We start from the raw sequence: 21,672 nt of genomic DNA, 5'->3' as shown, positions 1-21,672 counted from the left end.
TTAGTTGCCATTTCTACTCATGTTTATTATCGGGATAGCAACAACATCGCGAACCGGCCGGCAGTATCCGGCAGCGTTCCGATGTCCGTTTCCGCAAATGCCGGTCCGCGCTCAGCGTTTGCTCGCGTTGTCGAATAAGTTCGGAGTACAGCCTGTCATGCCCGTTGCCCTGAAGCCCGCTCTTTCCATGCGCCAGCCGATCAGGAGCCGGCTTCCGATAGCCCTGGCGACGCTGGCACTCACCGCCTCGACGGTAATGGCGCAGGCCCCTGCCCCGGACGCACCGCAACCAGCGGCACCGCCGCAGGCGACCGCCCCCAGCCAGCCGGCACCCGCTCCCGCTGCTCCATCCGCTACAGCACCCGAAACTCCGTCCGCACCCGCCATGTCTCCCGCGCCGACGCGGCCGGCCGCAAATCCGGCAGCTCCGGCGGCGAGCGAGGGGCAGTCCGCTCCGCAGCCGGCCGGTCCGACCGCCTCGCAGCCGGAAACCGCGGCACCTCCGCCTTCTCCGCCCGCGCCGGCTCCGGTACCGGAGAATAACGCGGCCCAACCGGCGCCCGGCGAACCCGCTCAGCAGCAGCCGGCCGATACGTTCACGCAGTTCCTGGATCCCGAGCAGCGGGAGGACCTGCCGCACGACCTTTCGCCCTGGGGCATGTTCATGGCGGCCGACTGGATCGTCAAAGGTGTGATGATCGGCCTCGCCTTTGCCTCGCTCGTCACCTGGACGGTCTGGCTTGCCAAGACGCTGGAGCTTGCCGGCGCGCGCGCCCGGGCGGGCCGGACGCTGAAGGTCATCCGTTCCTCGCGTTCGCTTGCCGAAGCCGTGAACGCCGTCGGCGGCCGCGGCGGCCCTGCCGCGCTGATGCTGCGCACCGCCGCCGAAGAGATGCAGCTTTCCGAAGCCGCTCTCGATCACGCTGATGGCGATGGCGTCAAGGAGCGTGTTGGCTCAGCCCTCTCCCGCATCGAGGCTTTTGCCGGAAGGCGCATGTCGCGCGGCACGGGCGTGCTCGCGACGATCGGCTCGACCGCCCCCTTCGTCGGCCTGTTCGGCACCGTCTGGGGCATCATGAACTCCTTCATCGGCATTTCCGAAACGCAGACGACGAACCTTGCCGTGGTCGCGCCGGGCATCGCGGAAGCCCTGCTCGCCACCGCCATCGGCCTGGTGGCCGCCATCCCGGCCGTCGTCATCTACAACGTCTTCGCCCGGTCCGTGACCGGCTACCGCCAGCTTCTCGCCGATGCCGCAGCCGGCGTGGAGCGGCTCGTCAGCCGCGACCTCGATTTCCGCAAGGTTCCGCCCGGCGCGCGCAAGACCCCGATGTCGCTGGTGGCGGGAGGCTGATCGACCATGGCCGGCGGCATTCGCGAACATCACGGCGACGAGCTTCCCGAAAACCATGAGATCAACGTGACGCCGTTCATCGACGTCATGCTGGTTCTCCTGATCATCTTCATGGTAGCGGCGCCGCTTTCCACCGTCGACGTCAATGTCGATCTTCCTGCTTCCTCCGCCAAGCCCGCCGAACGGCCGGACGAACCGCTCTATCTGACTGTGAAGGAAGATCTCAGCCTCAACATCGGCAACGACGCCGTGGCGCGCGAGCAGCTCGCCGCAACGCTGGACCGAGTGACCGAGGGCAACAAGGACACGCGCGTCTTCCTGCGCGCCGACAAGGCGGTCGATTACGGGCAGTTCATGGAAGTCATGAACCTGCTCAGGGATGCCGGTTACCTGAAGATCGCGCTGGTGGGTCTCGAAGCGCTGCCGACGCCACCGGCCTCCGCCGCACCTGCCGACGGCACCCAGGCGCCGGCCGCCGGACCGCAAGCCGGACCCTCCGCGCCCGCGGCGGGAGGCAATCCATGAGCATCGTCGTCTCGCAGACAGGTCCGAGTGGGCGCGTCGGCGAGCTGGCGCTCTGGGGCGCTGCCGGGCTCGTGATGCTGACGGTGCATTACGGAGCCGCTCTCTACCTGATGCGGGAAGAGCCGGTCTCACCGTCGGAGAGCGCTCCCCCTGCGGCAATCATGATCGAACTGGCGCCCGAGCCGGAGGCCGTCAACACGGAAGAGGAGCAGATTTCTCCGGACGTTCAGGACGTGGAAGAGGTCAAGAGCGAGCAGGCGGAGCCGGTCGAGGAGCCTCAACCGGAGCCGGTGGCCGAACCCGAGCCGCAGCCGGTCGAACCGCCCCCGCAGGAGGTCGCCGAACCCGTCGAGCCCGAGCCGGTGGAACCGGTCATGGAAGAACCGCTGCCGGAGCCGCAACCCGAAATCACCCAGACCATTCCCGAACCGCCGCCGGAACCCGTCGAGGAGATCGACCCGATCGAGCAGCAGATGACGGCTGCGCTCGAAAATGTCGAGGTGCCGCTGCCTATGGTGCGTCCGCCGATGCCGGTCGAGAAACCGCCGGAAGTGGCCAAGAAGCCCGAGCCGAAGAAGGAGCCGGTCAAGAAGGTCGAAAGGCCGAAGCAGCAGCAACAGCAGGCGCGCCGGGAGACGGCCGAAGCGAAGGTTCAGGCCAGACAATCGGATCGAACGGCGGCGAACCAGAATTCCGCGGGGTTCTTTTCCTCGTCAGTCTCGCCGACACAGTGGATGACACGTGTGCGGGCGAAGATCGGCAGATATGCCCGGCGCTGCCCCGGCAATGTCACCGGTATTGTGACGGTTCGCTTCAGTTTCGATGGTAGCGGCAACATCGGCAGCGTTTCGGTGGCGCGGTCGTCAGGCAATTCGGCTATCGACGACTATGTCGCATCGGCTGTGCGGCGCGCGTCACCTATCCCGACGCCTCCTTCCGGTGTTGCACGCACCCTAAGCCAGCCGGTAGAGTGCCAGTAGCCGCTTCATTTCGGAGCGGCGTTCGCTCCTGACCTGCTTCGGATCTCCAGCATGCACATGACACTCCAAGAAGCCGAAACGCTCGTACAGGGCGTTTTCGAAGCCAACGGCGTTCTCCCCAAAACGGCCCGATCCGTCGCGCACGCGCTCGTGCATGCGGAAGCGGCCGGGCAATACGGGCACGGGCTGAGGCGCATTCCCGCCTATATCGGCCAGGCCCGCAACGGCAAGGTGGACGGCAAGGCACGCCCCACCACCTTACGCCCAAGACCGGCGGTGCTCACAGTCGATGCCGCGCTCGGCTACGCCTATCCGGCCTTCGATCTTGCCGTTGAAAAGCTTCCCGACATAGCCCGCGAACAGGGCATCGCGCTCGGCCTCGTCCATCGCTCGCATCACGCAGGCGTCATGGCGCTGACGGTGGAACGGTTCGCCGAACAGGGCCTCGTGGCGCTGATGTTCGCCAATGCGCCGGCCTCCATGGCCGCCTGGGGCGGCAGGAAACGCCTGTTCGGCACCAATCCGATCGCCTTTGCCACGCCCGTCGCAGGGGAAGACCCCATCGTCATCGATCTCGCGCTTTCCACCGTCGCGGCGGGCAAGATCATGGCGGCCAGGCAGAAGGGCGAGAGCATTCCGGAAGGCTGGGCCTTCGATGCCGAAGGCAGGCCGACGACCGATCCGAACGAGGCGTTGAAAGGCGTCATGGCGCCTTCCGGCGGCGCCAAGGGCGCGGCGCTGGCCCTGATGGTGGAAATCCTGGCGGCCGGCCTGACGGGCGGCAACTTCTCCTATGAGGCAAGCTCCTTCATGGAAGAGAAGGGCGCACCACCTGCGGTCGGCCAGACGCTGATCGTCATCGATCCCACGGCCGGGGCCGCTTCCGCAGTCGAACGGATCGCGGAATTCGCCCGGGAAATGGCGTCGGAAGAGGGTGTTCGGCTGCCCGGCCGGCGTGGGCAGAACGCTCGAAGTGCCGCGATCGAAAAGGGTCTCGACATCGACGACGAGGTGATCGCCGCGATCAAGGCTTTGGGTTAGGCACGGAGCGCCTCTGGCGTGCCAAGCGGCAAACCGGGCAATCTCAACGGAGAGGAACTGAAAATGAAAAAGCCTGGCGCGGGAGGAGGATGCGCCAGGCTTTAAACTTGATCGACAACTGGGAGGAGGAGGATGTTGTCGATCCGTATCAAACGACGCTGGGAGGAGGAGTGCGCCGTTCGATGAACAGAGATATAGGCTAATCGATTAAGCGCGCCAATCCCTTCTGTTGCAATGCAGCAATGCGCTGGACGCAAAGCTTGAGCAAATGCCCAGGGACAAACCCATCGCTCACAAAGGCGGGATTCAGCTTCCACGGCGGGCGCTCCAAGATGACGGTATCCTTGGCGAAGAACGTGGTCTATAGCGAATGCCGGAATGACAGGCCGACGGAGACGGGCATGGCAGAGATTCGATATCACGAGGGCGATATTTCGGCGGTGGATGCAATCCGCTACACGGGGGCGATCGCCATCGACACGGAGACCCTCGGCCTCGTGCCGCGCCGCGACCGCCTCTGCGTCGTGCAGCTTTCGCCGGGTGACGGCTCGGCCGACGTGATCCGCATCGCCGCCGGCCAGAACCAGGCGCCGAACCTCGTCGCCCTGCTTGCCGACCCCTCGCGGCAGAAGATCTTCCATTACGGTCGTTTCGACATCGCCGTCCTCTTCCATACGTTCGGCGTGACGACGACGCCGGTCTTCTGCACCAAGATCGCCTCGCGGCTCGCCCGCACCTATACGGACCGTCACGGGCTCAAGGACAATCTCAAGGAACTGCTCGACATCGACGTTTCAAAGGCGCAGCAGCAATCCGACTGGGCCGCGGAAGTGCTTTCGCCGGCGCAGCTCGAATATGCCGCCTCCGACGTGCTCTACCTGCATGCATTGCGCGACAAGCTCAACGACCGGCTCGTGCGCGACAATCGCATCGAGCTTGCCAAGGCCTGCTTCGATTTCCTGCCGACGCGCGCGAAGCTCGACCTGCTCGGCTGGGAAGAGGTGGACATCTTCGCCCATAGCTGATGGAACAGCGTCATCGGGAACGTCCGCCGGCACATGAGACGGGGCCCTATCTCGAGCCTCTGCGTCTCATTATTCGTGGCGCATTGGCGCCGCTTCCCTGGTGGCTTTCCGAATTCATCCTGTTCGGCCTGAAGCAGGCTTGGGCCTGTTTGTTCGCGGCGATCATGCTCGCGCTGCTGATCGTCACCAAATTCGTCTGGCAGCCGGGCTGGCCGCTTTACCGCTACGATTTTCTGTTCGTCGCCGCGCTTGCGGTTCAGGCCCTTTTTCTGCGCTTCAAGATGGAAAGCTGGGAGGAGGCCAAGGTCATCCTCGTCTATCACGTCACCGGCACGGTCATGGAGATCTTCAAGGTCCATATGGGATCATGGACCTATCCGGAGCCGTCGATCTTCCAAATTTCCGGCGTGCCGCTGTTTTCCGGCTTTATGTATGCCTCGGTCGGCTCCTTCATGGCCCGCACGATCCGCATCTTCGACATGCGCTTCACCCACTATCCGCCCATGTGGCAGACCGGACTGCTGGCGATCGCCATATACCTCAATTTCTTCAGCCATCACTACCTGCCGGATCTGCGCTATCTTCTATTCGCGGCAACGGTCGTCATCTTCCGGCGCGTGAGCATCCATTTCACGACAGATCGGACGACCCTCAACATGCCGCTGGTCGCGGCAGCGCTTCTTTCGTCAGTTTTCCTGTGGGTGGCGGAAAACATAGGCACGCTCACCGGCACCTGGATCTATCCGACACAGAAGGCCTGGCATGTGGTTTCGTTCGGCAAGCTCGGTTCGTGGTATCTGCTGCTTTACGTCAGCTTCGTGCTGGTCACGCTGGTCCTGAAGCCGCGGCCTCCTATTTCTGAGGGGGACAAGTCCTAGTCCTCCGGTAATATCCCGTTAACCTTCGGAACCTATCTTCGCCCACGTTATACCTCCGAGACCGGATATCGGGCCATGTTGCTTCCCACCCAGCAGACCTACGGGCTTGCCGCGACCAACGTGATGCAATCGATGCTCGACGGCATCGAGGAACTGCGCAAGAAAGAGGAAGCCGAACGGTCCGGCAAGGAACGCGATCCGGTCAGCGAGGCGCGCATCAGCGCCAGCGAGGAAGCCAGGCGCGCCAGGGAGAAGATCACTTCCGCCCTCTTCGGCGTCAACCGCACCGATCCCAACGAATTGAAGATCGAGCTCATCGACCGCCTTGCCGCCAAGCTCGGCATCGATACGGACGAGGCACGCTCTTCCTATCGGCTCGGCAAGGCGCTGGAAGATGCGTTGAAGGAAATGGGGTCGGCCGGAGCGACCAAGCTTGCGGAAGATCTCGGCCTCAAGGATATCGGCGTCTCGATGGAGACGCTGCTGGCGGCGATCAAGAACCCCTATGGCGACGACAATCAGCGCCTGATGGAGGGCCTGAATAAAAAGGCCAATGGCGGCAAGCTCGGCACCGAAGTCGAGCGCGTCGTCCAGCGTCTCGAAGACGTCGCCGATCCGAAGACGCTCGAAGAGCTCAAGCTCGGCCCCCAGGGTTACGACCCGACCCGCGTCGAGGACGAGGAAACCCGCGCCGAGCGCCAGGAGGACATTGAAGCCGCAGAGGCCGGGAAGAAGCTTGAGGATGTCCAGAAGGTGCAGGACATCATCGAGGAGAAGAATGACCAGCCGGTAGGCGAGCCGGGCACGGAAAGCCCGGACGCAACGGCGCAGGCCGATGACGCCGCGCTGCTGGCCATATTTGCCGCCGCGGCGGAACAGGTTGCCAATTCCGATACCGCCGAAGCAGCCGAGAATCTTGTTTCCGATGAGGCTTCGGTCGAAGACAGGAGCGCGGCATCCGCCGACGCTCCGGTCGAAGGCGAGGCTCCGACAAGCGAATTCAACGCGGACGCGACCGAGAAGCTTGCCGCCGACAAGGCGATCGAACAGGAAGAGGCCGATATCCTGCCGGTGCGCGTGGATGATATCGGCGTCTACGAATTGCTGAAGAGGAAACTGGCTGCGTAATCCCCCAAGCGCCCAAGTCTTCCGTCCCATCTGCCCCGCCCGAGATCACTTTCGCTAATATGTTAGCGAGGCGTTAACCTTTTTGCCCCAAGGTAGATGCTATCTATCGGCATTGGGAACGCCATGAGGCGTTACGGTCGCAGCGCCGCTACGTTGCGAAAACACAATCGCTTAGCCGAACTGTCCCCTATCGTCGCAATCAGACATGGAGCGTACGATGCTGCCTCCAGTTCGTGCCACGTTGAGCTCATTCGTCGATTATCAGACGCCGTCGCACCAGCCCACGCCGCGGCAGCGGATCGATGTGGCCAATAGCGCGGCCGCCACCGAAACCATCGCCTCCTCCCCTTTGTCAGGCGGGCGGCTGGATATTCTTTCCCTTTCGGCCCAGCTCCAGCTCGCGCAGGGCTTCTCCATCTTCGCCGAAACCATCGGCAAACTGATCAAGCTCCCCCGCCGTGAAGGTGAGGCTCTGCTTGATTACGCCCGGCGCCTCTCGGAGGCGGTGAAGGCGATGAACCCGGCCGAAAGGATGGCGCTCGAACGCATTCTCAATCAGCTCGTCAAAGGTGTCTCGCTGCGGCTGCTGACGGAAATCCTCAATAACCCGGCCGGACCGGATGCGGCCCGGTTCGCTATGCGGATAGAAACCGCACAGTTGCTCGACCGCGATCTGGCCGCCAAAGCGGTCGTCAGTTCCTATCGCCAGAACGCGGGAGCCGAGCAGACGGCTGCTCCGCCGCCGCGGCCGGCCAACGCTGCCCCACCCCTCTCCGGCCAATCCACCGGAAGCGGAACTCCACCTCGAACGGCGGCCGAGGCCCAAGCGGCATCGTCAGCCCCTCAGACCAGCAGCGCCGCCGCCGCAAACCAAGCGGCAGACACCGGGAGCGCGTCCATTACCGGACCGGCGAACAATGCGGAAGCGCTTCTACGGGCAGCCGCGACGCCTGAACCCGATGCCGAAACAGTGCCTCTCACCTCGACGGAAGAAACCGCGCTGCAGACAGCCGGCAGCCCGGAAACCGAACTCCCTGCAGCGCCGGCACCGGAGCAGGAAATCGCAGCGGAGCTTGCCGAAAGCGAGACGCCCGATGGGATCGGAGTCCCGACGGACGAAATGCCGGAGGTTCCATCTTCGGCGCGACGTTTCGAAGGTGATGCACGGAGAAGCGCCTACCCGGCATCGGGCGACCGGCAGATCTCCTCCCCCGTCTTCTATGACGGCCCGGCGCTTGCCCGCCTTTCCCAGCGTGGCATCGAGCGCGCGGCGCTTCACGGGGACAAGACGGCGGCCGGCGCCATGACGGAATTGCTCGCGAAAGTGTTCGCCGAAGGGGCCGGCGAGATCATGGAGGCATTGCCTGCCGCAGCAAGGCCCCTGCCCGAGCGGCAGGCACTGGAGGAATTGCTCGACGGCGAAATGCCGCCGGAGCCTGCCTTGCGGGCAAAGGAGGACGCTGCCGGTACAACGTCCAAACCGGCCGCGCAGGCGGCTGCGGAGCCGGAGACTTCGGCTCCGTCGGCCCGTTCCTCCGGCGCACCGGCGAACCCCAATGGACAGCCGGCCGGCGCAGCGGAACTCGGCGAGCAGCTCGCCCTTCCCTTGCCGCTGCCTCATGTTTTGCGTGAGGGCGTTCCGCTGCCTTATGTGGCCTATCCGCCCGAAGAACGTGAGAGGGACCCGGAAGAACGCAAGACCAAGGCGATCTCGCAAACCGACGAGGACGGCGAACAGCAGCACTCGGCCGACCAGCACGGATTCAGCGAGGATCAAGCATCCGGAGACGAGCAGGAAGATGCCGGCGAGGAAGCTTCCGACGAAGAGGCGGAGGATGCAAACCGGGCGAACGATCTCTATTGGCGCATGGCCGGCTGGACCTGATCCTCGGATCATCCGAGAACAAGGATGACGATGGAAAGGCATGAAAAACCACCGAACTTCCGCCCGGCGGCTCAGTTTGTTGGCAAAGGCCGAGGATGACGAAAATCGCCGGCGATGCCCAAAAGCAAAAAGCCTGTCCCTTGCGGAACAGGCTAGCTTTTAAGGTAAGCCACCGCCACCCGAATTAGGCGCGGAGAACGCCGCCCGTCGTCTTCTCGACATTGGTGACGATCTTGCCGGTCAGCGCCTCGAAATCCTCGTCGGTCAGTGTCCGCTCGACCGGTTGGATCAGCACTTCGATCGCCACCGATTTCCTGCCTTCGCCGAGTGAGGCGCCCTCGAAGACGTCGAAGACGTTGACGCCGGTGATCAGCTTGCGGTCGGCGCCCGATGCCGCCTTGACGATCGCGCCGGCTTCCACGTCGCTCGCCACCACGAAGGCGAAGTCGCGCTTCACCGCCTGGAAGGGCGAAAGCTCCAGCGGCGGCTTGGTTCGCGTCGCCTTCTTCTTCGGCTCCGGCATGGCGTCGAGGAAGACCTCGAAGCCGCAAAGCGCGCCCGAGACGTCGAGGCTGTCCAGCGTCTTCGGATGGAACTCGCCGAAATAGCCGAGCACCACTTTCGGGCCCATCTTGATCGTGCCGGAGCGGCCGGGATGATACCAGGCCGGCGCGCCCCTCTCGATCTGGACATTGCCCATCGGCAGGCCGCAGGCTTCGATGATCGCCAGCGCATCGGCCTTGGCGTCGAAGACGTCTACCGGCTTGCCGCCGCCCTTGGCATTGTTCGACCAGAGGCGGCCCGTGCCGTTGATCGAGGCGGTGCCGCGGCGCACGCCGCCGGCCACGCGCCGCTGGCCTTCCGGCGCGTCGGTCTCATAGGTGCCCGAGACCTCGAAGATCGCCACGTCGCCAAGCCCCTTGTCGGCATTGCGCTGCGCCGCCGTCAGCAGGCCGGGCAGCAGCGAGGGCCGCATGTCCGACATGTCGGACGCGATCGGGTTCGCAAGCTTCAACGCCTGACTGCCGCCGCCGAAGAGCTTCGCCTGATCCTCGGAGATGAAGGACCAGGTGACCGCTTCCAGCATGCCGCGCGAGGCGAGCGCGCGCTTGGCGGCGCGGGTGCGCACCTGCAGTGCGGTCAGGATCTTTCCGTTGACGCTGGAGAGCCTGTCGATCGCCTCCGGCTTGATCTGGTCGACGCCATGGATGCGCATAACCTCTTCGACGAGGTCGGCCTTGCCGTCCACATCCGGCCGCCAAGACGGGACCGTCACGGAGACCTGTTCGCCGGAACCTTCCACGGTGAAGCCGAGACGGGTCAGGATCTGCCGGCTTTCGTCGGTCGAGACTTCGAGGCCCGTCAGGCGCTTCACTTCCGAGAACGGGAAATCGACGACTTTCGGCTGGCTTCCTTTGTAACCGGCGACTTTCGCTTCCGCAGCCGTGCCGCCGCAAAGCTGAAGCACCAGCTCCGTCGTGCGGTCGAGGCCGGGGATCATGTATTCGGGATCTACGCCGCGCTCGAAACGGTAGCGCGCGTCGGTGATGATGCCGAGCGAACGGCCCGACTTAGCTATGTTGATCGGGTCCCAGAGCGCCGACTCGATCAGCACGTCGGTCGTGTTCCCGTCGCAGCCGGAATGCTCGCCACCCATGATGCCGCCGATCGATTCCACGCCGTCCTCGTCGGCGATGACGACGTTGTTGGGCGTAAGCTTGTACTCACGCGTATCGAGCGCCAGAACCGTCTCGCCTTCCAGCGCGCGGCGGACCGTCAGGCCGCCCTTCACCTTGGCGGCGTCGAAGACGTGCATCGGCCGGCCCCGGTCGAAGGTCATGTAATTGGTGATGTCGACCAGCGCGTTGATCGGACGCAGGCCGATCGCCTTCAGCCGCGCCTGCATCCAGGCCGGGCTCGGGCCGTTCTTCACGCCGCGCACGAGGCGGAGCGCGAAACCCGGGCAGAGCCGTTCGTCGTCGAGAACGATCCTCAGGCCGACCGACGTCTCGCCTTCGGTCCTGAAATCGGGCCTGGCCTGCGGCTTCAGCGTGCCGAGGCCGGCAGCCGCCAGATCGCGGGCGATGCCGTGGATCGAGGTGCAGTCCGGCCGGTTCGGCGTCAGGTTGATCTCGATGACAGGATCGTCGAGGCCGGCATAGGCAGCGAAGGGCGTGCCCACCGGCGCATCCGCCGGAAGGTCGATGATGCCCTCGTGATTGTCCGACATGTCGAGCTCCTTTTCGGAGCACATCATGCCGTGGCTTTCGACGCCGCGGATATTGCCGACGGCGAGCGTCACGCCGATGCCCGGAACATAGGTGCCGGGACGCGCCAAGGCGCCAATCAGGCCGGTACGGGCGTTCGGCGCGCCGCAGACGACCTGCACCGGCTTGCCATCACCGGCATCCACCATCAACACCTTGAGACGGTCGGCCTGCGGGTGTTTTTCAGCCGAGACGACCCGGGCGATGACGAAAGGCTTGTAAGCCTTCTTGTCGTCGATATCCTCGACTTCGAGACCGATCGAGGTCAGGCGCTCGCAGATCTCGTCCAGCGTTGCGTCGGTCTCAAGATGATCCTTGAGCCAGGAAAGCGTGAATTTCATTGTCGTTGTTCTCGTCTCAAAATCATCGGGAAATCAGGTCAGGCGGCCTTTTCCGGGGCCTTGGCGCCGGGGGCCTTTACGCCCAGGAACATACTTTTCACCGAAATGCCTTCATCGACAGCGGTCCACCAGATTCCTTCGTACATCAACTCGATGTCGTTCAGTTGGTTGTCGCTCAGCTCCGACAGGAACGGATACCACCAGAGAGGCGTAGCAATGACGCGACCATCGGCGAGCGCCACGTGGACCTCGCCGTCGGCACACCAAGCCCGAACAGGCCGCATCTCGTCAGTTTCAAAGACCAAAGAAGTCATGCCAAACGCCTAGCCATTCATCACGGTGGTCCGCGGCCACCTTGAGCAGCCTTCCAATTTCCTGATCATTATATCCTTTATTCTGCGCGACTTCCAAACTCCTCAGCCAGACCTTCAAGGATTTCGAACCCTTGACAATATGGACATGCGGCGGTTCACCCACGTCCAAAGCGTAGAACCTGAACTTGTATCCATGCCAGATCAGCAAGGTCGGCATTGTCAGGTTCTCTGCCTCAAGCACTCAAACCGCCGAACAGCGTCGGCATGTCGAGCGGCCGGAAGCCGTAGTGGTTCATCCAGCGGACATCGGCGTTGAAGAAATCCCGCAGGTCCGGCATGCCGTATTTCAGCATGGCGATGCGGTCCAGCCCCATGCCCCAGGCGAAGCCCTGGAACTCGTCCGGGTCGAGCCCGCCGGCCTTCAGCACGTTCGGGTGCACCATGCCGCAGCCCAAAATCTCCATCCAGTCGGTGCCTTCGCCGAACTTGACAATCGGGCCGGAGCGGTCGCACTGGATGTCCACCTCGAAGCTCGGCTCGGTGAACGGAAAGAAGGACGGACGGAAGCGCATCGTCACCGACGGCACTTCGAAGAAGGCCTTGCAGAATTCTTCCAGGATCCAGCGCATGTGGCCGACATGCGATTTCTTGTCGACAACAAGCCCTTCGACCTGATGGAACATCGGCGAATGCGTGGCATCGGAGTCCTGGCGATAGGTCTTGCCCGGAATGATGATGCGGATCGGCGGTGTCTCAGCCTCCATGGTGCGGATCTGCACCGGCGAGGTATGGGTGCGCAGCACCTTGCGCTCGCCCTTCTCGTCGGGAAGGAAGAAGAAGGTGTCGTGCATCTCGCGGGCCGGGTGGCCTTCGGGGAAATTCAGCGCCGTGAAGTTGTAATAGTCGGTCTCGACATCCGGGCCCTCGGCGATCGAGAAGCCCATGTCGCCGAAGATCGCGGTGATCTCGTCGACGATCTGGCTGATCGGATGGATGCGGCCGCGCTCGGCGGGAGAGGAGCGCACGGGAAGCGAGATATCCACCGTCTCTGCCTTCAGCCGCGCGTCGATCGCCGCGTCCTTCAGCACCGTCTTGCGGGTCGCGATCGCATCGGTGATCTCGTTCCTCAGCGCGTTGATCGCTGCACCGCGGCTCTGGCGCTCCTCCGGCGACATCGAACCGAGCGTCTTCAGGAGTTCGGAGACGGAGCCTTTCTTACCCAGCGCGGACACGCGCACGGTCTCGATCGCCGCCTCGTCGCCGGCACCGGCGATTTCCGCCAGAAGCGAAGTTTTCAGGTTTTCCAGATCGGACATGGTTTCTTCCGTTGATGTTCGGAGAGATCTATTGCGAGGTCGTAACGGGCAAATGAAAAACCCGCGCCAGCCCTGACCAGCGCGGGTTTCCCAAAATCAGAAAAGCTAATTAAGCTTGGGAAGCGCTGGTTAACGAACCGCGCTTTCAAACTCGTTGGTGGTGCCGGCTTCCTTGAGGTATTCGAGAGCCTTCTTGGAGGCCTCGACGAGCGCGCCGAAGGCTGCCGGCTCATGGATCGCCATGTCGGAGAGAACCTTGCGGTCCACTTCGATGCCAGCCTTGTTGAGACCGTCGATGAAGCGGCCGTAGGTCAGGCCGAACTCGCGGACGGCAGCGTTGATGCGCTGGATCCACAGAGCGCGGAAATTCCGCTTCTTCACGCGGCGGTCGCGCGTGGCCATCTGGCGGGAACGATCAACGGCAGCCTTGGCTGCGCGGATCGTGTTCTTGCGGCGGCCGTAGAAGCCCTTGGCTGCCTTGAGGGTCTTGGTGTGCTTGGCGCGGGAAGTGACGCCCCGTTTTACGCGTGCCATGTCATGATCTCCTTAATGATCCAATCGCTCGACTAGTCTCAGAGACCGTTCGGCAGGTAGCTCTTGATAACCTTCTTGCCATCGGGTTCGGCAAGGATCATCGTTCCGCGCGCATCGCGGATGAACTTGTTGGACCGCTTGATCATGCCGTGGCGCTTGCCAGCGGCGGCTGCGACGACCTTGCCCGTTGCGGTGATCTTGAACCGCTTCTTGGCAGCCGATTTCGTCTTCATCTTGGGCATTTTGCTACTCCGTTTTTGTATCGAAACCGGCAGACGAAGCCAGTTTCAAGCATTTAGAACGGCCACGGCATGCCCTGCCGGACCGTTCGGACGCGCGCTTATAACCGCAGTCGGTGAAAAGCGCAATGGAAAAGAAAGCGTGGCAAAAACCGGCGGAAAGGCCGGTAAAACCGCCTGAGGGCGGAGAGGTGCGGCGCTTATTTCGGCGCCAGCACCATCATCATCTGGCGGCCTTCGAGCTTCGGCTCCGCCTCGACCTTGGCGATCTCCTGGGTGTCGTCCTTCACCTGCAGCAGAAGCTTCATGCCGAGTTCCTGGTGGGCCATTTCGCGGCCGCGGAACTTCAGCGTCACCTTCACCTTGTCGCCTTCTTCGAAGAAGCGATTGATCGCCTTCATCTTCACCTCATAGTCGTGGGTGTCGATGTTCGGGCGCATCTTGATTTCTTTGACTTCGACGATCTTCTGCTTCTTGCGGGCTTCGGCAGCCTTCTTCTGGTTCGCATATTTCAGCTTGCCGAGATCGAGGATCTTGCACACCGGCGGTTCAGAGTTCGGCGAGATCTCGACGAGGTCGAGACCAGCTTCCTCTGCCATTTTGAGGGCCTGATCGGTCGGGACTATGCCAAGATTCTGGCCTTCGGCATCGATAAGCTGGACCTTGGGAATGCGAATTTCCCTATTGGAGCGCGGCCCCTCCTTAACGGGGGCATCGGCTTTGAATGGTCTGCGAATGGTCGTATTCTCCTTGTTGTTTCGGAACGCAAGCGACGATTCTCGCTCGCCCGGCCTGCGGCCGACGGCAATGTCGTGATCGCTTGGCCGAAGTCAATAGCACGTTGTCATGAAAAAATCACCTGCTGTCGCACGCGGCGAATCTGTTTTATAGGCGCCGGAAAAGCGTAAGGGATCCAGCATGACAGAGACCGCAGCCGGCATCACCGGGAAAAGGATCACCGTGGGCGCGGGACCGGCCGCGCGCGAGATCGCCGTCATCCACCGGGCGGCGCGGAAGAAGGCCGGACCCGCATTCGTCTGGCTCGGAGGCTACCGGTCCGACATGTCGGGCACCAAGGCCGTGGAACTGGACAGGCTGGCGGACGAGCTCGGGCTTGCCGCAATCCGGTTCGACTATTCCGGCCACGGCCTCTCCGGCGGCGTCTTCCGCGACGGCACGATCTCCCGCTGGTTGGAAGAGGCGCTCGCCGTGCTCGACGACATCAAGCCGAAGCGGGTCATCCTGGTCGGCTCCTCAATGGGCGGCTGGATCGCGCTCCGCCTCGTGCAGGAACTGAGGAAGCGCAAGAAGGCGCCCCGCGTCGATGGCATCGTGCTGGTCGCGCCGGCGCCGGATTTCACTGCGGAGCTCATCGAGCCGAACCTGACGGATGCCGAACGGCAGTCGCTTTCCGAGAGGGGCTATTTCGAGGAGCATTCCGAATACAGTCCCGAGCCCAATATCTATACCCGGGACCTCATCGAGGACGGTCGCAGGAACCTCGTTCTGTCCGGTATCATCGAAACCGGCTGCCCCGTCCATATCCTGCAAGGCATGAAGGATGCGGACGTGCCTTACAGCCACGCACTGAAGCTCGTCGAATTCCTGCCGGCCGACGACGTTGTTCTGACCCTGATCCGCGACGGCGACCACCGGCTTTCCCGGCCGCAGGACATCGAGAAATTGGGGGCTGTGGTCGCGGCCTCAATAATGCATGATTAAATTTTGGGCTGAGACAAAAATGTTGCAGTCTTAACCATAATCCCACCCTTCAGATATTAACAAATCTTCGCGATTGACTCTCGTGCCCGTCCAATCTTAACTTTTCGTTAGGATTTAAAGGGACGGGTCCATGATGAGAGCCTTGCAGGCACGGCTTGCCGTGATCCTAGTCAGCATACTTGTACCAGTGAGCGCAGCAGTGCCGGCTCCGAGACCTGTGGGTTCCATGGTCACCGGCGCAGTGACTTCCCAGCCGATCGGCCATTACGAATTCTGTCAGAAGTACCGGGCGGAATGCAACATCAAGAGCCGTTCCGCTCCGCCGCCGAAAGTCAGCGCCAAGGGAATGGCCCTCGTCCGCCAGATCAACCGCTCCGTCAACGCCCGTTACATTGCCAAGACGGACAGGGAGGTCTTCGGCCGGGAAGAGGTCTGGAGCTATCCCACCAAGTTCGCCGACTGCGAAGATTACGCCCTCCAGAAGCGCAAGGAACTGGCTGCCCGCGGTTTCGCACTGTCGGATCTCCTGATGACGGTCGTCCGCAAGCCCGACGGGGAAGGCCATGCCGTCCTCACGCTTCGCACCGCCGACGGCGATTTCATCCTGGACAACCTCGATGGCGAGGTGAAGCCCTGGTATCAGACGCCCTATACCTTCCTCAAGCGACAGGCATCCTTCAACACGGGGCGCTGGGTGACGATCGAAAACGGCCGCGATCTGCTGGTCGGCGCTCTGCGCTGAACCGATCGCCCACAGCATGAAACCGCCTGCGATCCAAAGGATTGCGGGCGGTTTTGTTTTGTTGGAGAGGCACCGGGGAGTGTCTGCCGAACCGGCACCCGGCCCTTCGCTTTGGGCTCAGGGCGTTCGTAGCTCAAAACGCTCCACTGGAGCGTTTTGCCGGCTACGCCGTCGCCACTCACCCATTCCCGATCAGGATGCCCGCGGCGAGCACCAGCGAACCGCCGAAGACCACTTGGAAGACGGCGCGCAGGAAGGGCGTCTCCATATAGCGGTTCTGGATAAAGGCGATCGCCCAGAGTTCGAAGAAGACGACGACCGCCGCGACGATCGTCGCGGTCCAGAAATGCGGGATGAGATAGGGCAGCGCGTGGCCGAGACCGCCGATCGCCGTCATGATACCGGAAGCGAGCCCGCGCTTGACCGGCGAGCCGCGGCCGGAAATCTTGCCGTCGTCGTGGGCGGCTTCGGTAAAGCCCATCGAAATGCCGGCGCCGACCGAGGCCGACAGGCCGATCAGGAAGGTCGACCAGGTATCGCCCGTGGCGAAGGCGGCGGCGAAGATCGGCGCGAGCGTCGAAACCGATCCGTCCATCAGCCCGGCAAGGCCCGGCTGCACGTAGGTCAGGATGAACTGGCGGCGCGCGGTTCCGTTCTCCTCCTTCTTCACGTCTTCGGTCACATGCTTTTCGCCGAGCATGCGGGCGATGTCCTCGTGCCCCTGTTCGGCGATCGCCAGATCGCCCAGCAACTGCCGCGTCGAGGCATCAGAGACCCGCTTGGCCGCCTCAGTATAGAAACGGAAGGCCTGCTCCTCCATCGCTTCCGCCTGTTCGCGCACCTTTTCAAGCGGCAGGTTGCGGACCAGCCAGTCCGGTTTGCGCTCGTAGAAGCCGCGCACATGCTCGCGGCGGATCAGCGGGATGCGCTCGCCGAAACGGGAACGGAACATCTCGATCAGCACGTTCTTGTGCGTCTGCTCGACTTCCGCCATGTCCTCGAACACCTTGGCGGAGACCGGGTACTGGTCCCTCAGGCTATCCGCATAGCCGAGATAGATGCGTGCGTCCTCTTCTTCCGAGGCGATGGCGAGAGCCAGGATTTCCCTCTCGTCGAGAGAGGAGAACGGGCGTTTGCTGGTGGAGAAAAGGCGGGCGAGCATGAGGGCCTCAGTCTTAGAATAATTCTAAACTAAGCTCTGGAACAAAAACTTCAAGGGAATTCCTCCGCCGACCGCAGCCGTATGGCGGACGGCATGAACAAAGCAATTTCCGCAAACAATGGCCGCGCTGCGGCGTAATCTTCGGATTTTTTTCTTGCCGTTGCCGAAACGAAATGATTAACAGCGCGCCGCACGGGCAAAAATCCGGGCATCTCCCAAAGTCAAAAAGGCATTATTCCCATGGATCGCAGACAATTCTTCCGGCAGGCCGCGACCGCCGGCGTGGGCGCCGCTGCCGCGACCGCGCTTACGGCTCCCCTGGCCGCTCCGGCTATCGCCCAGGAAAACCCGAAGATCACCTGGAGGATGACCTCCTCCTTCACCAAGAACACCGACATCCTCTGGTCCGCCGCCACCGACATTGCGGAAAGCGTGAAGGAAGCGTCCGACGGCAACTTCACCATCCACACTTTCGCCGCCGGCGAAGTCGTGCCGGGTCTCCAGGCCGCCGACGCCGTCTCCAACGGCACCGTCGAAATGGCGCATACCTGCTGCTATTACTATATCGGCAAGGACCCGACCTTCGCGCTCGGCACGGCCGTTCCGTTCGGCCTCAACGCGCGCCAGACCAATTCATGGCTCTCGGTCGGCGGCGGCAACGAGCTGATCAACGAATTCCTCGCCGGCTACAACATCCATGCCCTGCCGGCCGGCAATACCGGCGCCCAGATGGGCGGCTGGTACCGCAAGGAAATCAACACGGTCGGCGACCTCAACGGGCTCAAGATGCGCATCGCCGGCCTCGCCGGCCAAGTCATGCAGAAGCTCGGCGTCACGCCCCAGCAGATCGCCGGCGGCGACGTCTATGCCGCGCTCGAAAAGGGCACGATCGACGCCACCGAATTCGTCGGTCCCTATGACGACCAGAAGCTCGGCTTCGTGAAGGTCGCCAAGTACTATTACTATCCGGCCTGGTGGGAAGGCGGCCCGGTCGTGCATGCCTTCTTCAACCTGGAAAAGTTCAACGCGCTGCCGAAGAGCTACCAGCGCATGCTGAAAGACGCCTGCGCCAACGCCAATGCCAACATGCTCGCCCGCTACGACGCTCACAATGCCACGGCGTTGAAGCAACTCGTTTCCGAAGGCGCCATCCTGAAGCCGTTCAGCCAGGAGATCCTCGAGGCGAGCTACAAGGCGGCCCAGGAGGTCTATGCCGAGATCACCGGCAAGAATGCGGCCTTCAAGAAGATCTACGACAGCCAGCAGGCCTTCAAGAAGGACGGCTATCTGTGGAACCAGATCGCCGAATACAGCTACGACACGTTCATGATGGTGCAGCAGCGCAAGGGCACCCTCTGACGAGGCGGAGGCCCGCTCCTCATCTCGCGCGCCCCTTCCTGAGACGGGAGGGGCGTTTCCGTCTGGCCGCGGCTTCGCTTGCGCCGCCTCAAAGCCCCGCCCGTTCGCCGCGAAAATTTCCGGTGATATTCCGATTTAAAATCATGCCTTTGGTGAGGAATTTTCCGGCCTGCGCCCCGCCTGGATCAAATTAATTGCGCCAAGATGTTGATTATTCGGCAATAAGGCTTATATTGGCGTTATCGAAAATTGCTTGCGACCTTTGTCCACGAGCCCCGTGCTCAGTCAGATTTCCTCTCAAATATCGATCAAAACGGACGAAATACTGTCCGGCAACTCTAGCGATTGAAAGGAAATCGTTATGAATACTGGCACCGTAAAGTGGTTCAACAGCACCAAGGGTTTTGGCTTCATTCAGCCCGATGACGGCGCAACGGACGTTTTCGTCCACGTCTCGGCTGTCGAACGCGCCGGCCTTTCCTCCCTGACTGAAGGTCAGAAAATCTCCTACGAGATCGTTCGCGACCGTAAGTCGGGCAAGAATTCGGCCGACAATCTCCGGGCTGTTTAAGGATGTCATTCGCCTCGGCTGACCACGGATGTACTGGCAGCGAGCGCTTGAATGACGGGAAGAGGTCGGGTTAACGCCCGGCCTTTTTGTTTTTCCCGGCACCCAACCGGGTCAAGGAGAAAACGATGAGTCCAAACGTTTTTGCCGTCGACGATGTCATCGTTCTCAAGGCGAGCCTGATGCGGAAGGGCACCGGCGACCGGACATGCCGCATCGTCGGCCTTCTTCCCGCCGCCGACAGCGGGGAGCAGCAGTATCGGGTCCGTTTCGGCAACGAAAGCTTCGAGCGGCGGATCGTCGCAAGCGACATCGATTCGCCCGCGACGGCATCCGCCGGGAAGGAGGAAACGTCCTCCGAGGCCGCGTGCGAACCGTGGCTGAAGCCCGCGAGCATCCGCGTCGGCAAGTAGTTCAATTTGTGCAACGCGGGTTTGCCCGCAATGGAAAGGATATAGCTTGCAGGTTCTTGTCAGAGACAACAATGTCGAACAGGCACTTCGGGTGCTGAAGAAGAAGATGCAGCGCGAAGGCGTCTTCCGCGAGATGAAGGCGCGCAGCGCTTATGAAAAGCCGTCCGAGAAGCGCGTTCGCGAGAAGGCGGAGGCCGTGCGCCGTTACCGCAAGCTCGCACGCAAGAAGGCGCAGCGCGAAGGCCTGCTGCCGGCCCCCAAGAGAGTGGCCCGTACGCGCTGATATCCGGCTCATCGCCCGGACGTCCACAGGAAGGAGTAGATCATGACCGCCACGAAGGAAGAATTCTTCAATCCCGCCAAGCTTTCCTCGCGTGACAAGGCTGCTGCCACGGATCACACGGCCAGGGCAATCATTGCCGCCGAGGCATCGTTGCGGGAAAAGAAAACCGAGCGGCTGCGGCTGCTTCGCCTCGAACGGGAAGCGGCCCAGCCTTCGCCGGACCCCGCACCGAAGAGGCGCAAGGCGTCCTCCGACCATTGAGTTCCAGCAAAGCCCGGAGCGATCGCTCCGGGCTTTTTCGTTGGGCTGCTGGCCGAACGAAGCCCATGAGCCACCGTTTGTGGTTCATACCGGCTGCATTTGCAGCACTATTCCTCCGGATTTCGCTTGCCGTTTTCAAAACGACGACTAAGAGCGATATCGACACATCTCCGGACCCGATGAGGAGGAATTCCATGAACCGCAGACGTTTCTTCAAGCAGGCCGCGACCGCCGGAATGGGCGCCGCTGCCGCAACCGCGCTTGCTGCCCCCTTGGCCGCACCGGCCATCGCCCAGGAACAGCCCAAGATCAACTGGCGGCTCACTTCCTCCTTCCCGAAGAGCCTCAACATCATCTTCGATGCGGCCAACGAGATCGCCGACAGCGTGAAGGCCGCGACGGACGGCAGGTTCACCATCCAGACCTTCGGCGCCGGCGAGATCGTGCCGCCGCTGCAGGCGGCCGACGCGGTCGCCAACGGCACGGTCGAGATGGCGCATACCTGTTCCTACTATTACATCGGCCAGGACCCGGCCTTCGCGCTCGGCACCGCCATCCCCTTCGGCCTCAATGCCCGCATGACCAATGCCTGGTTCCTCAACGGCGGCAACGACCTGATCAACGAATTCCTCGCGCCTCGCGGCCTCTATGCCCTGCCCGCCGGCAACAGCGGCACCCAGATGGGCGGCTGGTTCCGCAAGGAGATCAATTCGATCGACGACCTCAAGGGCCTCAAGATGCGCATCGCCGGCCTTGCCGGCCAGATCATGCAGAAGGTCGGCGTCACGCCGCAGCAGATCGCCGGCGGCGATGTCTATGCCGCGCTCGAAAAGGGCACGATCGACGCCACCGAATTCGTCGGCCCTTATGACGACCAGAAGCTCGGTTTCGTGAAGGTCGCCAAGTACTATTACTATCCGGCCTGGTGGGAAGGCGGCCCGGCCATGCACGCCTTCTTCAACCTGGAAAAGTTCAGGAGCCTGCCGGAAAGCTACCAGCAGATCCTTGCCAATGCCTGCGCCTCGGCGAATATGAGCATGCTCGCCAATTACGACGCGCATAATGCCAGGGCGCTGAAGCAGCTCGTCGCCGAAGGCGCCATCCTGAAGCCCTTCAGCCGCGAGATCATGGACGTCTGCTTCAAGGCGGCGATGGAAACCTATGCGGAACTTTCGGCCGGGAGCCCGGCCTTCAAGAAGATCTACGACCACCAGCAGGCCTTCAAGAAGGACGCCTATCTCTGGGCGCAGATCGCCGAATACAGCTACGACACCTTCATGATGACGCAGCAGCGCGCCGGCACGCTCTGACTACCCGATTGGAAAAGCCCGGAGC

24 protein-coding genes are annotated in these 21,672 nt (G+C 62.5%); 16 read left to right on the top strand and 8 right to left on the bottom strand.

The genetic code is table 11. The features are described 5' to 3' along the window. The first annotated feature begins 187 nt into the window (after nt 1-187). From exbB to ACMGE0_RS15805, 8 genes are all read left to right on the top strand, one after another. On the top strand, nt 188-1,354 hold the full coding sequence (gene exbB, locus ACMGE0_RS15840; RefSeq protein ID WP_436817001.1) for a tonB-system energizer ExbB: 1,167 nt from the start codon (nt 188-190) through the stop codon (nt 1,352-1,354). Between the two features lie 6 nt (nt 1,355-1,360). Further along, entirely contained in the window at nt 1,361-1,879 is a 519-nt protein-coding gene (gene exbD / locus ACMGE0_RS15835) for a TonB system transport protein ExbD (protein ID WP_436816832.1), read from the top strand. Then, the gene (tolA, locus tag ACMGE0_RS15830) at nt 1,876-2,859 is read left to right on the top strand and encodes a cell envelope integrity protein TolA (RefSeq protein ID WP_436816831.1); all 984 of its coding nucleotides are present in this window, start codon (nt 1,876-1,878) and stop codon (nt 2,857-2,859) included. The genes exbD and tolA overlap by 4 nt, the downstream gene beginning before the upstream one ends. Before the next feature lie 51 nt (nt 2,860-2,910). After that, nucleotides 2,911-3,900 carry an Ldh family oxidoreductase gene (locus tag ACMGE0_RS15825; RefSeq protein ID WP_436816830.1) on the top strand — a complete coding sequence of 330 codons (990 nt, stop codon included), beginning with the start codon at nt 2,911-2,913 and terminating at the stop codon, nt 3,898-3,900. A gap of 401 nt (nt 3,901-4,301) precedes the next feature. Continuing rightward, a complete protein-coding gene (locus ACMGE0_RS15820; RefSeq protein WP_436816829.1) occupies nt 4,302-4,925 on the top strand; it encodes a ribonuclease D in 624 nt (207 codons plus the stop codon). Further along, nucleotides 4,925-5,803, top strand: a complete 879-nt coding sequence (locus tag ACMGE0_RS15815; protein ID WP_436816828.1) for a DUF817 domain-containing protein — start codon at nt 4,925-4,927, stop codon at nt 5,801-5,803. The genes ACMGE0_RS15820 and ACMGE0_RS15815 overlap by 1 nt, the downstream gene beginning before the upstream one ends. A 75-nt stretch (nt 5,804-5,878) precedes the next feature. Continuing rightward, nucleotides 5,879-6,931: a hypothetical protein gene (locus tag ACMGE0_RS15810; RefSeq protein ID WP_436816827.1), complete on the top strand. Its 1,053-nt coding sequence runs from the start codon at nt 5,879-5,881 to the stop codon at nt 6,929-6,931. Nucleotides 6,932-7,148: 217 nt separating this feature from the next. After that, a complete protein-coding gene (locus tag ACMGE0_RS15805; RefSeq protein ID WP_436816826.1) occupies nt 7,149-8,816 on the top strand; it encodes a hypothetical protein in 1,668 nt (555 codons plus the stop codon). Nucleotides 8,817-9,000: 184 nt separating this feature from the next. Here the strand turns inward: ACMGE0_RS15805 and pheT are convergent, their stop codons facing one another. From pheT to infC, 7 genes are all read right to left on the bottom strand, one after another. Further along, nucleotides 9,001-11,424 carry a phenylalanine--tRNA ligase subunit beta gene (gene pheT / locus ACMGE0_RS15800; protein WP_436816825.1) on the bottom strand — a complete coding sequence of 808 codons (2,424 nt, stop codon included), beginning with the start codon at nt 11,422-11,424 and terminating at the stop codon, nt 9,001-9,003. A gap of 38 nt (nt 11,425-11,462) precedes the next feature. Further along, nucleotides 11,463-11,738: a DUF2442 domain-containing protein gene (locus tag ACMGE0_RS15795; protein WP_436816824.1), complete on the bottom strand. Its 276-nt coding sequence runs from the start codon at nt 11,736-11,738 to the stop codon at nt 11,463-11,465. Further along, the gene (locus tag ACMGE0_RS15790; RefSeq protein ID WP_436816823.1) at nt 11,719-11,955 is read right to left on the bottom strand and encodes a DUF4160 domain-containing protein; all 237 of its coding nucleotides are present in this window, start codon (nt 11,953-11,955) and stop codon (nt 11,719-11,721) included. Before ACMGE0_RS15790 ends, ACMGE0_RS15795 begins: the two co-directional genes overlap by 20 nt. A 16-nt stretch (nt 11,956-11,971) precedes the next feature. Next, nucleotides 11,972-13,054, bottom strand: coding sequence for a phenylalanine--tRNA ligase subunit alpha (gene pheS, locus ACMGE0_RS15785; protein WP_436816822.1), 1,083 nt, complete (start codon nt 13,052-13,054; stop codon nt 11,972-11,974). A gap of 129 nt (nt 13,055-13,183) precedes the next feature. Beyond that, nucleotides 13,184-13,588 (bottom strand): 50S ribosomal protein L20, encoded by a 405-nt coding sequence (gene rplT / locus ACMGE0_RS15780; RefSeq protein ID WP_436816821.1) that lies wholly within the window; start codon nt 13,586-13,588, stop codon nt 13,184-13,186. 38 nt (nt 13,589-13,626) lie between these two features. Beyond that, complete coding sequence (rpmI, locus tag ACMGE0_RS15775; RefSeq protein ID WP_037159489.1) at nt 13,627-13,830, bottom strand: 50S ribosomal protein L35; 204 nt, start codon at nt 13,828-13,830, stop codon at nt 13,627-13,629. Nucleotides 13,831-14,027: 197 nt separating this feature from the next. Next, the gene (gene infC, locus ACMGE0_RS15770) at nt 14,028-14,564 is read right to left on the bottom strand and encodes a translation initiation factor IF-3 (protein ID WP_436817000.1); all 537 of its coding nucleotides are present in this window, start codon (nt 14,562-14,564) and stop codon (nt 14,028-14,030) included. Nucleotides 14,565-14,745: 181 nt separating this feature from the next. On the opposite strand from infC, the gene ACMGE0_RS15765 reads away from it, so the two are divergent. Together ACMGE0_RS15765 and ACMGE0_RS15760 are read left to right on the top strand one after the other, a co-directional pair. Beyond that, entirely contained in the window at nt 14,746-15,549 is an 804-nt protein-coding gene (locus tag ACMGE0_RS15765; protein ID WP_436816820.1) for an alpha/beta hydrolase, read from the top strand. Between the two features lie 130 nt (nt 15,550-15,679). Continuing rightward, a complete protein-coding gene (locus ACMGE0_RS15760; protein ID WP_436816819.1) occupies nt 15,680-16,291 on the top strand; it encodes a transglutaminase-like cysteine peptidase in 612 nt (203 codons plus the stop codon). Nucleotides 16,292-16,469: 178 nt separating this feature from the next. On the opposite strand, the gene mbfA is transcribed toward ACMGE0_RS15760, so the two are convergent. Next, on the bottom strand, nt 16,470-17,453 hold the full coding sequence (mbfA, locus tag ACMGE0_RS15755; protein WP_436816818.1) for an iron exporter MbfA: 984 nt from the start codon (nt 17,451-17,453) through the stop codon (nt 16,470-16,472). A 240-nt stretch (nt 17,454-17,693) separates the two neighbouring features. Between mbfA and ACMGE0_RS15750 the strand changes: the two genes are divergently transcribed. From ACMGE0_RS15750 to ACMGE0_RS15725, 6 genes are all read left to right on the top strand, one after another. Next, nucleotides 17,694-18,812 carry a TRAP transporter substrate-binding protein gene (locus ACMGE0_RS15750; protein ID WP_436816817.1) on the top strand — a complete coding sequence of 373 codons (1,119 nt, stop codon included), beginning with the start codon at nt 17,694-17,696 and terminating at the stop codon, nt 18,810-18,812. Nucleotides 18,813-19,173: 361 nt separating this feature from the next. Next, nucleotides 19,174-19,383 carry a cold-shock protein gene (locus ACMGE0_RS15745; protein ID WP_436816816.1) on the top strand — a complete coding sequence of 70 codons (210 nt, stop codon included), beginning with the start codon at nt 19,174-19,176 and terminating at the stop codon, nt 19,381-19,383. A gap of 125 nt (nt 19,384-19,508) precedes the next feature. Then, nucleotides 19,509-19,793 carry a cold-shock protein gene (locus ACMGE0_RS15740; protein WP_436816815.1) on the top strand — a complete coding sequence of 95 codons (285 nt, stop codon included), beginning with the start codon at nt 19,509-19,511 and terminating at the stop codon, nt 19,791-19,793. 46 nt (nt 19,794-19,839) lie between these two features. Continuing rightward, nucleotides 19,840-20,076, top strand: a complete 237-nt coding sequence (gene rpsU / locus ACMGE0_RS15735; RefSeq protein ID WP_436816814.1) for a 30S ribosomal protein S21 — start codon at nt 19,840-19,842, stop codon at nt 20,074-20,076. A gap of 42 nt (nt 20,077-20,118) precedes the next feature. After that, nucleotides 20,119-20,337, top strand: coding sequence for a hypothetical protein (locus ACMGE0_RS15730; RefSeq protein ID WP_436816813.1), 219 nt, complete (start codon nt 20,119-20,121; stop codon nt 20,335-20,337). Between the two features lie 194 nt (nt 20,338-20,531). Continuing rightward, nucleotides 20,532-21,647 carry a TRAP transporter substrate-binding protein gene (locus tag ACMGE0_RS15725; RefSeq protein ID WP_436816812.1) on the top strand — a complete coding sequence of 372 codons (1,116 nt, stop codon included), beginning with the start codon at nt 20,532-20,534 and terminating at the stop codon, nt 21,645-21,647. Nucleotides 21,648-21,672: the final 25 nt, after the last annotated feature.

The sequence above is a fragment of the Neorhizobium descurainiae genome (genome assembly GCF_051400715.1).
In the GTDB taxonomy this organism is placed as follows: domain Bacteria; phylum Pseudomonadota; class Alphaproteobacteria; order Rhizobiales; family Rhizobiaceae; genus Neorhizobium.
Note: the sequence above shows the minus strand (reverse complement) of the source record. Positions and strands in the feature narration are given on the sequence as shown.

Coding starts and splice junctions, on each gene's coding strand:
- exbB (WP_436817001.1), top strand. CDS start 188: ATGCGCCAGCCGATCAGGAGCCGGCTTCCGATAGCCCTGGCGACGCTG.
- exbD (WP_436816832.1), top strand. CDS start 1,361: ATGGCCGGCGGCATTCGCGAACATCACGGCGACGAGCTTCCCGAAAAC.
- tolA (WP_436816831.1), top strand. CDS start 1,876: ATGAGCATCGTCGTCTCGCAGACAGGTCCGAGTGGGCGCGTCGGCGAG.
- ACMGE0_RS15825 (WP_436816830.1), top strand. CDS start 2,911: ATGCACATGACACTCCAAGAAGCCGAAACGCTCGTACAGGGCGTTTTC.
- ACMGE0_RS15820 (WP_436816829.1), top strand. CDS start 4,302: ATGGCAGAGATTCGATATCACGAGGGCGATATTTCGGCGGTGGATGCA.
- ACMGE0_RS15815 (WP_436816828.1), top strand. CDS start 4,925: ATGGAACAGCGTCATCGGGAACGTCCGCCGGCACATGAGACGGGGCCC.
- ACMGE0_RS15810 (WP_436816827.1), top strand. CDS start 5,879: ATGTTGCTTCCCACCCAGCAGACCTACGGGCTTGCCGCGACCAACGTG.
- ACMGE0_RS15805 (WP_436816826.1), top strand. CDS start 7,149: ATGCTGCCTCCAGTTCGTGCCACGTTGAGCTCATTCGTCGATTATCAG.
- pheT (WP_436816825.1), bottom strand. CDS start 11,424: ATGAAATTCACGCTTTCCTGGCTCAAGGATCATCTTGAGACCGACGCA.
- ACMGE0_RS15795 (WP_436816824.1), bottom strand. CDS start 11,738: ATGACTTCTTTGGTCTTTGAAACTGACGAGATGCGGCCTGTTCGGGCT.
- ACMGE0_RS15790 (WP_436816823.1), bottom strand. CDS start 11,955: ATGCCGACCTTGCTGATCTGGCATGGATACAAGTTCAGGTTCTACGCT.
- pheS (WP_436816822.1), bottom strand. CDS start 13,054: ATGTCCGATCTGGAAAACCTGAAAACTTCGCTTCTGGCGGAAATCGCC.
- rplT (WP_436816821.1), bottom strand. CDS start 13,588: ATGGCACGCGTAAAACGGGGCGTCACTTCCCGCGCCAAGCACACCAAG.
- rpmI (WP_037159489.1), bottom strand. CDS start 13,830: ATGCCCAAGATGAAGACGAAATCGGCTGCCAAGAAGCGGTTCAAGATC.
- ACMGE0_RS15765 (WP_436816820.1), top strand. CDS start 14,746: ATGACAGAGACCGCAGCCGGCATCACCGGGAAAAGGATCACCGTGGGC.
- ACMGE0_RS15760 (WP_436816819.1), top strand. CDS start 15,680: ATGATGAGAGCCTTGCAGGCACGGCTTGCCGTGATCCTAGTCAGCATA.
- mbfA (WP_436816818.1), bottom strand. CDS start 17,453: ATGCTCGCCCGCCTTTTCTCCACCAGCAAACGCCCGTTCTCCTCTCTC.
- ACMGE0_RS15750 (WP_436816817.1), top strand. CDS start 17,694: ATGGATCGCAGACAATTCTTCCGGCAGGCCGCGACCGCCGGCGTGGGC.
- ACMGE0_RS15745 (WP_436816816.1), top strand. CDS start 19,174: ATGAATACTGGCACCGTAAAGTGGTTCAACAGCACCAAGGGTTTTGGC.
- ACMGE0_RS15740 (WP_436816815.1), top strand. CDS start 19,509: ATGAGTCCAAACGTTTTTGCCGTCGACGATGTCATCGTTCTCAAGGCG.
- ACMGE0_RS15730 (WP_436816813.1), top strand. CDS start 20,119: ATGACCGCCACGAAGGAAGAATTCTTCAATCCCGCCAAGCTTTCCTCG.
- ACMGE0_RS15725 (WP_436816812.1), top strand. CDS start 20,532: ATGAACCGCAGACGTTTCTTCAAGCAGGCCGCGACCGCCGGAATGGGC.